Source organism: Bradyrhizobium centrolobii (genome assembly GCF_001641635.1).
Classification (GTDB): Bacteria; Pseudomonadota; Alphaproteobacteria; order Rhizobiales; family Xanthobacteraceae; genus Bradyrhizobium; species Bradyrhizobium centrolobii.
Genome location: NZ_LUUB01000090.1, coordinates 108,452 through 120,270, shown reverse-complemented (window position 1 = coordinate 120,270; position 11,819 = coordinate 108,452). Strand labels below are relative to the sequence as shown.

At 65.2% G+C, this 11,819-nt stretch carries 9 protein-coding genes; 6 read left to right on the top strand and 3 right to left on the bottom strand.

Annotated elements, in window-relative coordinates; all coding sequences use genetic code 11:
* Positions 1-142 precede the first annotated feature (142 nt).
* The 4 genes from AYJ54_RS32720 to AYJ54_RS32705 all read left to right on the top strand — a co-directional run bounded on the left by AYJ54_RS32720 (position 143) and on the right by AYJ54_RS32705 (position 4,382).
* The gene (locus AYJ54_RS32720; protein WP_063705609.1) at positions 143-1,039 is read left to right on the top strand and encodes an SMP-30/gluconolactonase/LRE family protein; all 897 of its coding nucleotides are present in this window, start codon (positions 143-145) and stop codon (positions 1,037-1,039) included.
* A gap of 233 nt (positions 1,040-1,272) precedes the next feature.
* On the top strand, positions 1,273-2,112 hold the full coding sequence (locus AYJ54_RS32715) for an aldo/keto reductase (RefSeq protein WP_063705608.1): 840 nt from the start codon (positions 1,273-1,275) through the stop codon (positions 2,110-2,112).
* Between the two features lie 188 nt (positions 2,113-2,300).
* Positions 2,301-3,242 carry a DMT family transporter gene (locus AYJ54_RS32710; RefSeq protein ID WP_063705812.1) on the top strand — a complete coding sequence of 314 codons (942 nt, stop codon included), beginning with the start codon at positions 2,301-2,303 and terminating at the stop codon, positions 3,240-3,242.
* Positions 3,243-3,302: 60 nt separating this feature from the next.
* The gene (locus AYJ54_RS32705) at positions 3,303-4,382 is read left to right on the top strand and encodes a zinc-binding dehydrogenase (protein WP_063705606.1); all 1,080 of its coding nucleotides are present in this window, start codon (positions 3,303-3,305) and stop codon (positions 4,380-4,382) included.
* Here the strand turns inward: AYJ54_RS32705 and AYJ54_RS32700 are convergent.
* From AYJ54_RS32700 to AYJ54_RS32690, 3 genes are all read right to left on the bottom strand, one after another.
* Positions 4,360-5,787: a TAXI family TRAP transporter solute-binding subunit gene (locus AYJ54_RS32700; protein ID WP_082905972.1), complete on the bottom strand. Its 1,428-nt coding sequence runs from the start codon at positions 5,785-5,787 to the stop codon at positions 4,360-4,362. The genes AYJ54_RS32705 and AYJ54_RS32700 overlap by 23 nt on opposite strands.
* 55 nt (positions 5,788-5,842) lie before the next feature.
* Positions 5,843-6,763, bottom strand: a complete 921-nt coding sequence (gene ppk2, locus AYJ54_RS32695) for a polyphosphate kinase 2 (RefSeq protein ID WP_063705603.1) — start codon at positions 6,761-6,763, stop codon at positions 5,843-5,845.
* Positions 6,764-6,892: 129 nt separating this feature from the next.
* Entirely contained in the window at positions 6,893-7,354 is a 462-nt protein-coding gene (locus AYJ54_RS32690) for an Lrp/AsnC family transcriptional regulator (protein WP_063705601.1), read from the bottom strand.
* A gap of 133 nt (positions 7,355-7,487) precedes the next feature.
* Between AYJ54_RS32690 and AYJ54_RS32685 the strand changes: the two genes are divergently transcribed.
* Together AYJ54_RS32685 and AYJ54_RS32680 are read left to right on the top strand one after the other, a co-directional pair.
* A complete protein-coding gene (locus AYJ54_RS32685; RefSeq protein WP_063705599.1) occupies positions 7,488-9,851 on the top strand; it encodes a transketolase in 2,364 nt (787 codons plus the stop codon).
* Between the two features lie 295 nt (positions 9,852-10,146).
* A complete protein-coding gene (locus AYJ54_RS32680) occupies positions 10,147-11,577 on the top strand; it encodes an aldehyde dehydrogenase family protein (protein WP_063705598.1) in 1,431 nt (476 codons plus the stop codon).
* Positions 11,578-11,819: the final 242 nt, after the last annotated feature.

Below are 11,819 nucleotides of genomic sequence, written 5' to 3'. Positions count from 1 at the left end.
GCCTTCGCCGGGACGACGGCCGAGTACGTGGCGCCGGCTTGACGCCATTCCTGCCATGACATCTGCCCCAATCGACGGGCCCGGCATTGTGGCCTATGCTGTCGCGCATCGCGCCTGCCCAACACACATAACAACAACCATGATGTACCTGGAAACGCCGCCGCGCCTGATCGAAACGCAGATCTTCTCCACCATGCCCGACAAGTTCCGCCGCAAGGGCGTGCGGACTGATTGGGCCGACGCCAACCGGCCCGGTGTGCCGACCGACTCCTTCATCGAAGGTCCGTCCTTCGATGCAGCCGGCAATCTCTACATCGTCGACATTCCCTTCGGCCGCATCTTCCGTATCGCTGCCGATGGCGAATGGTCGCTCGTGATCGAATATGAGGGGTGGCCGAACGGGCTGAAGATCGCGGCCGACGGCCGCGTCCTGGTGGCCGACTACATGCACGGCATCATGCAGCTCGACGCCGGGGCAGGGCGCATCACGCCGGTCTTGACCGCGCGTAATTCGGAATCGTTCCGCGGCTGCAATGATCTCCATCTCGCCTCGAACGGCGACATCTATTTCACCGATCAGGGCCAGACCGGCCTGCACGATCCGAGCGGCCGCGTCTATAGGCTGGCGCCGAGCGGCCGGCTCGATTGCCTCATCGACACCGGCATCAGCCCGAACGGGCTCGTGCTCGATCCGAGCGAAACCGTGTTGTTCGTCGCCATGACGCGCGACAATGCGGTGTGGCGACTGCCGTTCATGAAGGACGGCAGCGTCTCGAAAGTGGGGCGTTTCTGCTCGCTGTTCGGCACCAGCGGCCCCGACGGCATGACGATGGACGCAAAAGGCCGCCTGTTCGTCGGCCATGCCTCGCTCGGCCACGTCTTCGTGTTTGCGCCCAATGGCGAAATGATCGCGCGGATCAAATCGTGTCGGGGGCCGAATTGCACCAACGTCGCGATCGGTGGCGCAAAGAAGGATCGCCTCTACATCACGGAGTCCGCCACCGGCGGCGTGCTGGTCGCGGATATCGGTGACCTGTAACGCGCAATCGCAGTTGTGTAATGAAGCTCGATCCGCGCGCGCTCTTCGCCTCTCCCCGCCTGCGGGGAGAGGCCGCAATTGCGCGAAGCGCGAATGCGGGTGAGGGGGAGCTTCCGCGAGTCCAACTGCCACCATCATCGCGGAACCAGCCCCTCACCCCAACCCTCTCCCCGTAAGGACGGGGAGAGGGAGTAAATGCGCAGCCTCCTTTGCTTGCATCAGTCGGAGCAAACATGAACAAGAATCCCTTCGGCCAGACCGGCACCAACGTCTCCGTCATCGGGCAGGGCACCTGGTATCTCGACCACGGCGACCGCAAGCGCGCGGTCGCGGCGCTTCAGCGCGGGCTCGATCTCGGCATGACGCACATCGACACCGCCGAGATGTATGGCGACGCCGAGCTCGTCATTGCCGACGCGATCGCAGGTCGCCGCGACGAGGTGTTCCTGGTCTCGAAAGTGCTGCCGAGCAACGCCTCGCGCCGCGGCACCATCACGGCCTGCGAGCGCTCATTGAAGCGGCTGAAGACCGACCGGCTCGATTGCTACCTGCTGCACTGGCGCGGCTCCTATCCATTCGAAGACACCGTCGCGGCGTTCGAGGATCTGGTGAAGGCCGGCAAGATCAAGTCCTGGGGCGTCTCCAATTTCGACGCCGACGATCTCGACGAGATGCTCGACGTTGCCGGTGAAGGCAGGATCGCCTGCAACCAGGTGCTCTATCATCTGAGGGAGCGCGCGATCGAGCACACGGTGATCCCCTGGTGCGAGCGGCATGGCGTCGCGGTGGTCGCATATTCGCCGTTCGGCCATGACGATTTCCCCGCGTCCAGCAGCAAGGGCGGCACCGTGCTCGCGCGTATCGCAGAAGCGCGTCGCGCCACGCCGCGCCAGGTCGCGCTGAGCTTCCTCACCCGTGCAACTACGGTGTTCGCGATCCCGAAAGCGTCATCGGCGGAACATGCCGGCGAAAATGCGGCGGCTGGCGATCTCGTGCTGACGAAAGACGAGATTACAGCGCTGGATGCGGCTTTTCCGCGCGGTCCAAAGCCGCGCAGCCTGCCCATGCTGTAATGCACAAACGCCTATTATTAATGGAGCGTTGGCGCGCGCGCCCGCCAGCGCATATCGGCATCCTGTTTTCGGAAGTTGTGAACGCGGCGCAATTGGCGTTTTTTACCAGCGTACTCGATTCGCATTTTTCCCGAGTTCCAGCCGTGACCCCGCCGCCCGCCGCAGCCGCAAGGCTCGACAGTGTTTCCGTGCCCATGCCCGAGAAGAAGCAGGCCGGCCGCCGCGCACCCGCGCGCGTCGACCATCCCTTCAAGGGCATCGCGCTGGTGCTGTTGTCGACGGTGTTCCTCGGCTGCTCAGATGTCACCGCGAAATACCTGTCGTCGAGTCTGCCGTCGATCGAGATCACCTGGATCCGCTTTCTGACCTTCGCGCTGATGTTCACGCCGGTGATGCTGCCGGGCTCGCCGCTCCATGCGATGCACACCGAACGGCTCGGACTGCAACTGATGCGCGGCGCGGCACTGCTCGGCTCCTCGCTGTTCTTCATCACCGGTCTGCGCTTCTTGCCCATCGCGGAAGCCTCCGCCACCGGCTTCGTCTCGCCGCTGTTCGTCACTGCGCTGTCGATCGTCTTCCTGAGCGAGAAGGTCGGCTTGCGCCGCTGGATCGCGACTGCGATCGGCCTGATGGGCGTGATGATCATCCTGCGACCGGGCTCGATCGCGTTTCACGTCGCCGCCTTTTTCCCGATCGTCTCGGCGTTCTGCTGGGCCGCCGCGCTGATCCTGACGCGCATGATGAGCGGGCGGGAAGCCGTCCTCACCACGATGGCCTATTCGGCGCTCACGGGGCTTGCGATCCTCACCGCGATGGTGCCGTTCGTCTGGGTGACGCCGAGCTGGACCGCCATCGGGCTCGGCATCGTGATCGGCGTCGCGTCCACCGTCGGCCAGTGGATCATCGTGCTCGCCTATCGCTATGGCGATGCCTCGGTGCTCGCGCCATTCTCCTACACGCAGCTGCTCTGGGTCAGCATTCTCGGCTTCTTCCTGTTCGGCGAAGTGCCCGACGTCTGGACCGTCACCGGCGCGGGCTTCATCGTTGCCAGTGGTCTCTACATCGCTCATCGCGAGCGCATCCGCCGCGCTCAGCTCCTGGTGCTGGAAGAGCGTTCCCCGAACCCCTGACGCAATATTCCGAACCGGGCTTCGTGCTATCAACGGCTCCAACAACAAGGGAGGAGCCGGATGCGGGCCGCGATATTCAGGAACGGTGAGATTGTTGTCGACCGGATGCCGGAGCCGAAGCCGGGCGCCGGCCAGGTGCTGGTCAAGACGCTCGCCTGTGGCATCTGCGGTTCCGACCTGCACGCGCGCCAGCACGCCCACCGCATGGTGGAGATGGCGAAGAAGGTGGGGCGCAAGCCGATGGACCTTTCCCGCGACGTCGTGTTCGGCCATGAGTTCTGCTGCGAGATCGTCGACTACGGTCCGGGCACGGAACGCAAGCTGAAGCGTGGTGCGCGCGTGTGCTCGCTGCCGGCGCTGCTGACGCCGCAGGGCATCGAGGGCATCGGCTACTCCAACGACAATATCGGCGGTTATGCCGAAGCGATGTTGCTCAGCGAGGCGCTGCTGCTGGAGGTGCCCAATGGTCTCGCGCCCGAGCGTGCCGCGTTGACCGAGCCGCTCGCGGTCGGCGTTCACGCCGTGGCGAAGGCGAATATTCGTGGCGGCGAGGTGCCGCTCGTCATCGGCTGCGGGCCGGTCGGGCTCGCGGTCATCGCCGCTCTGAAGATCAGGGGCCTGCATCCGATCGTCGCCGCCGACTATTCGCCGGCGCGGCGTGCACTCGCGGCAAAGCTCGGCGCCGACATCGTCGTCGATCCCAAGGCGTCGCAGCCCTATGCGACCTGGGCCGAGTACGCGCAGATGTCGGACGCGGAGAAGGCGGCGCGGCCGCCCTTGCAGGCGATGCTGCCGGCGCTGAAGCCCGCGCTGATCTTCGAATGCGTCGGCGTGCCCGGCCTGTTGCAGCAGGTGTTCGAGGGCGCCCCGCGCGATGCGAGGATCGTCGTGGTTGGCGTCTGCATGGAAACCGACAGAAGCGAGCCGATGCTCGGCATCATGAAGGAGCTCAACGTCCAGTACGTGCTCGGCTACACGCCGGATGAGTTCGCAAGCTCGCTGCGCCTGATCGCGGAAGGACAAGTGGACGCCGCCGCGATGGTGACGGCCGAGGTCGGCATCGACGGCGTCGCCAGGGCGTTTGCCGATCTCGCCAATCCCGAGGCGCACACCAAGATCATCGTGCAGCCGTGGAGATAGGGAAGGGTTGAAGCACAGCGCCATCGGATTTCGCCGGCGTGTCGGCAGCGCCTGTCCGGCCGATTACAGCCCGGCGGTCGACGATCGCCTGGTGGAATTGCGCTAGTACGAGACCGAAGGCGGTAAGGTCGCCGTCCTCGATGGCGCCGTCTTCGTGACAGGCCAGCGTTTCGCGCAGGATGTCGTCAGCCGAGCTCTGCATGGAAGCGAGATCGTCCAGCGACGTGGTTTCGCGCACGCTCGAGATCGCCGTGAGCAGGCGGTCGCGATGCAGTGCATTGAGACTGCGCTCCTCGCGCCTCAGATAATGGCGCAGCCACGCGGCGACGGAGCCGAGGCCGGAGAGCAGGAGCACCGCGCCCCAGATGTAGTCGCTGTACTTGTCCATGAAGCTGCGCTCGTTGCCGTCGATATAGGCGGCAGCGCCAGGATGGGCCGGCAGAGCGGCATCCTTGTCGGTGTCGGGCTTCTGTATGCGGCTGGCGCTGGGCAAATCCTTCGTAAGCGACTGCCGGATCGCAAACAGCTCGCGCGTGAAAGCCGCGACCGTATCCTCGGAAAGCGCGCTCGGCGCCACGATCAGGTGATTGACGGCGATGGTCTCGATCTTGTCGTCGGGACGCTGCGGCGCGCCGGCAAATGCACCCGCGGGGATTTCCTCGGACTCGTAGAGCGGATGCCGCTCGGCGATGGCCTCGGAGACATCGACGGCGAGGAATTTGGGTTCACCGCGCAGGCGTGCGGTCGCCGCGATCGTGTCCGCGATGACCTTGGCGTCGAGCGCGCCCACCATCATGAAGGCGTCGAGCGTGGTGTCCTGGGTCATCTCCGCGATACTGTCGGTGCCGAACTGGACGGCCGAGACCTTCTGCGGATTGACGCCGGACTCGGAGAGGATCACGCGCAATAGGTTGAGATTGGCATCGCCAAGGCCGACCACGCCGATACGGCGCCCGCTGAGGGCCGCGATCTCGGTGACCTTCGACTTGGCCGCGCCCTTGCGGCCCGTCGGCGCCCACAGCACTACGAAATTCCGCCGCAGGATCGCGACCGAATTGGTCTCCGGCGGCATGGTGAGATCGCCGCGCGTCACCGCGAGATCGGTCTTGCCGCCGCCGAGCAGGTTGAGGCTTTGCAGCGGTCCGTCGGTCTCGATCGGGGTGAGCCGCACCGGCCCGCCCTTCGCGTCGAACGCTCTGGCCATTGCGAGTACGAGCGTCTGGTCGTCGCTGCCCGGCGGCCCGACGGCAATGCGTAGCGTCGCCGGCTGCCACGCCCAATAGGCGAGCGCGAGCGCGACCGTCAGGGCCGAGAGGACGGTCGCAAGCGCGAGCCACGGACTGAGGCGGTTGCGGCGGCGCGACGAGGCGTCCCGGTTCACGCTGAGATCGCTCGGCACGGGCATCTCGCTTTCCTCATCGGCAAGCCGGCCCGCCGGCAAACGCGGCGGNCGGGCGCCGTCAATACTTCGCAGGTACGTACATCTCCGGCGGGATCGGCCCGCGCTGATAGTCGGGGTTGCGGACGCGCGGCGGCAACACCACCGGCACGCGCGAGACCTCCTGGTACGGGATCTGGTCGAGCAGATGCGAAATGCAGTTGAGCCGCGCGCGCTTCTTGTCCACGGCGTCGACGATCCACCACGGCGAGTCCGGCAGGTGCGTATACTCCAGCATCGTCTCCTTGGCCTTGGTGTACTGCTCCCAGCGGGTGCGCGCCTCGACATCCATCGGGCTCAGCTTCCACTGCTTCAGCGGATCCTTGATGCGCATGGTGAAGCGAAACTGCTGCTCGTCGTCGGTGATTGAGAACCAGTACTTGACCAGGATGATGCCGGAGCGGATCAGCATCCGCTCGAACTCCGGCACCGACTTAAAGAATTCCTGGTACTGCTCTTCGGTGCAGAAGCCCATCACGCGCTCGACGCCGGCGCGGTTGTACCAGCTCCGGTCGAACAGCACCATCTCACCGCCGGCCGGCAGATGCGCCACATAGCGCTGGAAATACCATTGCGTGCGCTCGCGCTCGCTCGGCGCCGGGAGCGCGGCGACCCGGCAGATGCGGGGATTGAGGCGCTGGGTGATGCGCTTGATGACGCCGCCCTTGCCGGCGGAATCGCGGCCCTCAAACAGGACCACGACCTTCTTTTTCTCGGTCTGCACCCAGTCCTGGAGCTTGACCAGCTCGCCCTGGAGCCGAAGCAATTCCCTGAAGTACAGCTTGCGATCGACCGTCGGGCCGGGCGCGTCGGCTTCGTCCAGCAGCTCGTCGAGACGGGCGTCGTCGAGCTCCATCTCTAGCTCCTCGTCGAGATCGTCGGCCATCTCCTGAATCATGCGCTCGCGCTTGGCGGTGTCAGAGGTGCGGTCAGATGCAGTCATGGGTCTTTTCTCTCGGCTCACGTGCCTCTCATCCCGACCATCGGCGGGGTTTATTGCGCTAATGTGACACCGGTGGCCGGAGGGCGCCGCTTGTCAGGGGAATTGGCCCCGAAACGGCCCGGATCGGCCTCACACCGGCAGGGCGATCGAATATTTGACCTGGCTCAGGGCAAAGCTCGACTCGATCGAGGCGATGCCGTCGAGGCGGGTCAGCTTGTTCTTCAGGAACGCCTCATAGGAGGAGAGATCAGCGGCGACGACGCGCAGCAGGTAATCGCGGTTCCCGGTCATCAGATAGCATTCCAGCACCTCGTCCCATTTCGAGATCGCGCGCGCAAAGCGGTTGAGGTCCTCCTCCTTCTGCCGCGCCAGCTTGATCGAGATGAAGACGCTGACGTGCAAGCCCAGCGCCTTCTGGTCCACGGTCGCGATGTAGCGCGTGATGACGCCGCGCTCTTCCAGAAGCTTGACCCGGCGATGACAAGGCGAGACCGAGAGTCCGACCTTGTCGGCGAGCTCCTGCATCGTCAGGCGGCTGTCGGACTGGAGCAGCGCGAGGATCTTGCGGTCGATGGCGTCGAGGTCGGGCATTGGGATGAAACCTGTCATGGATGGCCTTTCATTGGTAAAATATCCCAATACTGCCGGGTATGGCGCGAAAAATTGAGAAGTTTGGCGCCGTTCGCGGGCGTATCATCGGGATCTTAGTTCCGGGAGCATTGCCATGCCCGTTGATTCCGCCCGCCTCGAAACCCTGTCCGCACTGAGCCGCAAGGTGCTGTGGCTGTCGTCGTGGACCATCCATCACGCCAACCACATCCGCCCGAACGCGGACGGCCTCAAGGTCGGCGGCCATCAGGCCTCGTCCGCCTCGCTCGCCACCATCATGTCGGCGCTTTATTTCTCGGTGCTGAAACCTGAGGATCGCGTCGCGGTGAAGCCGCATGCGAGCCCGGTGTTCCACGCAATCCAGTATCTGTTCAGTCGGCAGACGCGCGAGAAGCTGGAGAATTTTCGCGGCTTCAAGGGCGCGCAGTCCTATCCCTCGCGCACCAAGGATATCGACGACGTCGACTTCTCGACCGGCTCTGTCGGCCTCGGTGTCGCGCAGACGCTGTTCGCCTCGCTGGTGCAGGACTACGTCAAATCGCATGGCTGGATGAAGAACCGCCGCGAAGGGCGGATGATCGCGCTGGTCGGCGATGCCGAGATGGACGAGGGCAACATCTTCGAGGCTCTTGCGGAGGGCTGGAAGCACGGCCTGCGCAACACCTGGTGGGTGGTCGACTACAACCGCCAGTCGCTTGATGCCGTCGTGCGCGAAGGTCTCTGGGAAAAATTCGAGACCATGTTCCGCAACTTCGGCTGGGACGTGGTGATCGTGAAGTATGGCCGCCTGATGCGCGAAGCCTTCGCCGAGCCCGGCGGCGAGGCCTTGAAGCGCTGGATCGACAACTGCCCGAACGCGCTCTATGCGGCGCTGTGTTTCCAGGGCGGCGCGGGCTTCCGCAAGCACCTGCACGACGAGATCGGCGATCAGGGCCCGATCACGAAGCTGATCGACCGTCGCAGCGACGACGAGCTCTTGGCGCTGATGTCGAACCTCGGCGGCCACGACATGGCGAGCATGCTGGAGGCCTTCGAATCCATCGACCACGATCGCCCGGTCTGCTTCATCGCCTACACCATCAAGGGCGTCGGACTGCCGTTCCAGGGCCACAAGGACAACCATGCCGGCCTCATGACGGTCGCGCAGATGGAGAAGTGGCGCTCCAGCCAGAACATCCGACCCGGACACGAATGGGACAAGTTCGAAGGCCTCACACAGGATGCTGCCGAGCTCGAAGCGTTCCTCGCGCGTGTGCCGTTCAACCGGGACGGCCGCCGGCTCACCGCGTCCGCCGTCGAGGTGCCGGCCCAGCTCACCTTCAAGCCGTCGCCGCAGATGTCGACCCAGCAGGGCTTTGGGCTCGTGCTGAACGAGATCGCGCGCGGCGACAGCGAACTCGCCAAGCGCATCGTGACGACGTCGCCTGACGTGACCGTCTCGACCAATCTCGGCCCCTGGGTGAACCGGCGCGGCCTGTTTGCGCGCGCCGAGAAGGCGGACTTATTCCGCAGCGAGAAAATCCCCTCGACCTACAATTGGGATGCCTCGCCCAAGGGCCAGCATCTCGAGCTTGGCATTGCCGAGATGAACCTGTTCATCATGCTCTCCGCGCTCGGCCTGTCGCATCAGATCAACGGTGAGCGGCTGCTGCCGGTCGGCACGCTCTACGATCCCTTCATCGAGCGTGGGCTCGATGCGCTGAACTACGCCTGCTACCAGGATGCGCGCTTCATGGTGGCGGCGACGCCCTCGGGCATCACGCTCGCGCCCGAAGGCGGCGCGCACCAGTCGATCGCGACGCCCCTGATCGGCATGGCGCAGGACGGGCTCGCCTCGTTTGAGCCGGCCTTCGTCGACGAGCTCGCCGTGATCATGGGCTGGGGCTTTGGCCACATGCAGCGCGAGGCGGGCGAGGGCGGCTCGGTTTACTTGCGGCTCTCGACGCGGAGCATCGAGCAGGCGCAACGGATCATGACGCCGGAACTCGAGAAGAGCATCACCGACGGCGCCTACTGGCTGCGCAAGCCGGGGCCGAATGCCGAAGTGGTGATTGCCTATACCGGCGCGATCGCACCGGAGGCGATCGAGGCGACCGGCTTCATCGGCGAGAGCCGGCGCGATATCGGCCTGCTCGCGATTACGTCGGCGGACCGCTTGCATGCGGGCTGGACCGCCGCGCGGAAATTGCGGCGTGATCGTCGCGGCGTACAGCACCTCAGCCACATCGAAAAACTGCTGGCGCCGCTGCCGCGCGACTGCGGCATCGTGACCGTGATCGACGGCCACCCGGTCGCGCTCGGCTGGCTCGGCAGCGTTCGCGGCCATCGCGTCGAGGCGCTCGGTGTCGAGCAATTCGGCCAGACCGGCGCGATCGCCGACCTCTACCGCCACTACGGCATCGATGCCAACGCCATCATCGATGCGGCCGAAAGCCTCACCACCGGCGCGCCGGTGCTCCATCGCAAGATGGCGGTGTGATCGGTCGCATGGGCCCCGGCTCTGCAGCGCACCGCTGAAGATGCGCTGCGCTGCGTCCGGGGCACGAGAGTAATTCGCTCGGTACAATTTCGCGTCCCGGACGCGGCGCGGCATGAAATGTCGCGACGCTGAGCCGGGACCCATGGCCGCGCTTGCCTCAGTTCGCGATGCGTCCCATATTCCGCCCCGTCCGCCGCAACGCTGGCCCCGCATATGGCGGGTTCAACTGCTGGCGCTTTCGTGCAAGGATGCCTGCCGAAACGCCCCCACCATGCCCCCCAGGAAGAGGTCAAAGATGGTCAATCGCATGCAATTCTACATCGACGGCGCCTGGGTCGATCCCGCCGTCAAGAAGTCAACTCCGGTCGTCAATCCGGCGACGGAAGAGGCGATGTATGAGGTTGCGCTCGGCTCCAAGGCCGACGTTGACAAGGCCGTTGCCGCCGCCAAGCGCGCGTTCCAGACTTACTCCCAGACCAGCCGCGAGGAGCGCGTCGCGCTGCTCTCCAAGGTCATCGAGATCTACAAGGGTCGCCTCAAGGAGATCGGCGCTGCCGTCTCCGACGAGATGGGCGCGCCGCTGCCGATGGCGGAGAAGCTCCAGGCCGGCGCAGGCCTCGGCCACCTCATGACCACGCTCGACGTGCTCAAGAACTATCACTTCGAGGAACCGGCCGGCACCGCCATGGTGCTGCGCGAGCCGGTCGGCGTGGTCGGCATGATCACGCCCTGGAACTGGCCGCTCAACCAGATCGCCTGCAAGGTGGCGCCTGCGCTCGCCGCCGGCTGTACCATGATCCTGAAGCCGTCCGAGTTCACGCCGACCTCGGCGCTGATCTTCGCCGAGATCCTCCATGAAGCCGGCGTGCCCAAGGGCGTGTTCAACCTCGTCAACGGTCTCGGCCCCGAGGTCGGCGCCGCCATGAGCGAGCATCCGGACATCGACATGATCTCGTTCACCGGCTCCACTCGCGCCGGCATCGATGTGGCGAAGCGCGCAGCTCCGACGGTGAAGCGCGTCAGCCAGGAGCTCGGCGGCAAGTCGCCGAACGTCATCCTCGAGGGCGCCGACCTGCAGAAGGCGGTGACCGGGGGCGTGATGCACATGTTCAACAACTCCGGCCAGTCCTGCAACGCGCCCTCGCGCATGATCGTGCCGCTGTCGAAGATGAAGGAAGTCGCTGCGATCGCGAAGGCGGTGGCCGACAAGACCAAGGCCGGCGATCCGCGCGGCGAAGGCACCACCATCGGTCCCGTCGTCAACCGTGGCCAGTGGGACAAGATCCAGGCGCTGATCAAGAAAGGCATCGACGAGGGCGCAACGCTCGTCGCCGGTGGCCCGGGCCTGCCCGAGGGCGTCAACAAGGGCTTCTATGTCCGTCCGACCATCTTCGCCGACGTCACCAACGAGATGACGATCGCCCGCGAGGAGATCTTCGGACCGGTGCTCACCATCATCGGCGCCAAGGATGAAGCAGACGCCGTGCGTATCGCCAACGACACGCCCTATGGTCTTGCGGGCTACGTCACGGCCGACACGGTCGAGAACGCCAAGAAGGTCGCGCGCCAGATCCGCGCCGGCAACGTCAACCTCCAGGGCGTGCCCAACGACCGGACCGCGCCGTTCGGCGGCTACAAGCAGTCGGGCAACGGCCGCGAGTGGGGCAAGTACGGCCTCGAGGACTTCCTCGAAGTGAAGGCCGTTGCCGGCTTCAACGCGGCGTAAGCCTCATCGCCTGAACGAAAATGGCGCCGGAGCGGGAAACCGCTCCGGCGTTTTTCGTTGTGGCGTCGTCATTGCGAGCGAAGCGAAGCAATCCAGAAATCCGCGTCTCCCCGTCATTCCGGGGCGTCGCGAAAGCGACGAGCCCGGAATCCATTCGTCGACCGACTCTGTCGCACGATGGATTCCGGGCTCGCGCCGAAGACGGCGCGCCCCGGAATGACGAAGCGGAGAGACTACCCGCC

Coding starts and splice junctions, on each gene's coding strand:
- AYJ54_RS32700 (WP_082905972.1), bottom strand. CDS start 5,787: ATGCCCGTGCCGAGCGATCTCAGCGTGAACCGGGACGCCTCGTCGCGC.
- AYJ54_RS32685 (WP_063705599.1), top strand. CDS start 7,488: ATGCCCGTTGATTCCGCCCGCCTCGAAACCCTGTCCGCACTGAGCCGC.
- AYJ54_RS32715 (WP_063705608.1), top strand. CDS start 1,273: ATGAACAAGAATCCCTTCGGCCAGACCGGCACCAACGTCTCCGTCATC.
- ppk2 (WP_063705603.1), bottom strand. CDS start 6,763: ATGACTGCATCTGACCGCACCTCTGACACCGCCAAGCGCGAGCGCATG.
- AYJ54_RS32690 (WP_063705601.1), bottom strand. CDS start 7,354: ATGCCCGACCTCGACGCCATCGACCGCAAGATCCTCGCGCTGCTCCAG.
- AYJ54_RS32705 (WP_063705606.1), top strand. CDS start 3,303: ATGCGGGCCGCGATATTCAGGAACGGTGAGATTGTTGTCGACCGGATG.
- AYJ54_RS32720 (WP_063705609.1), top strand. CDS start 143: ATGTACCTGGAAACGCCGCCGCGCCTGATCGAAACGCAGATCTTCTCC.
- AYJ54_RS32680 (WP_063705598.1), top strand. CDS start 10,147: ATGGTCAATCGCATGCAATTCTACATCGACGGCGCCTGGGTCGATCCC.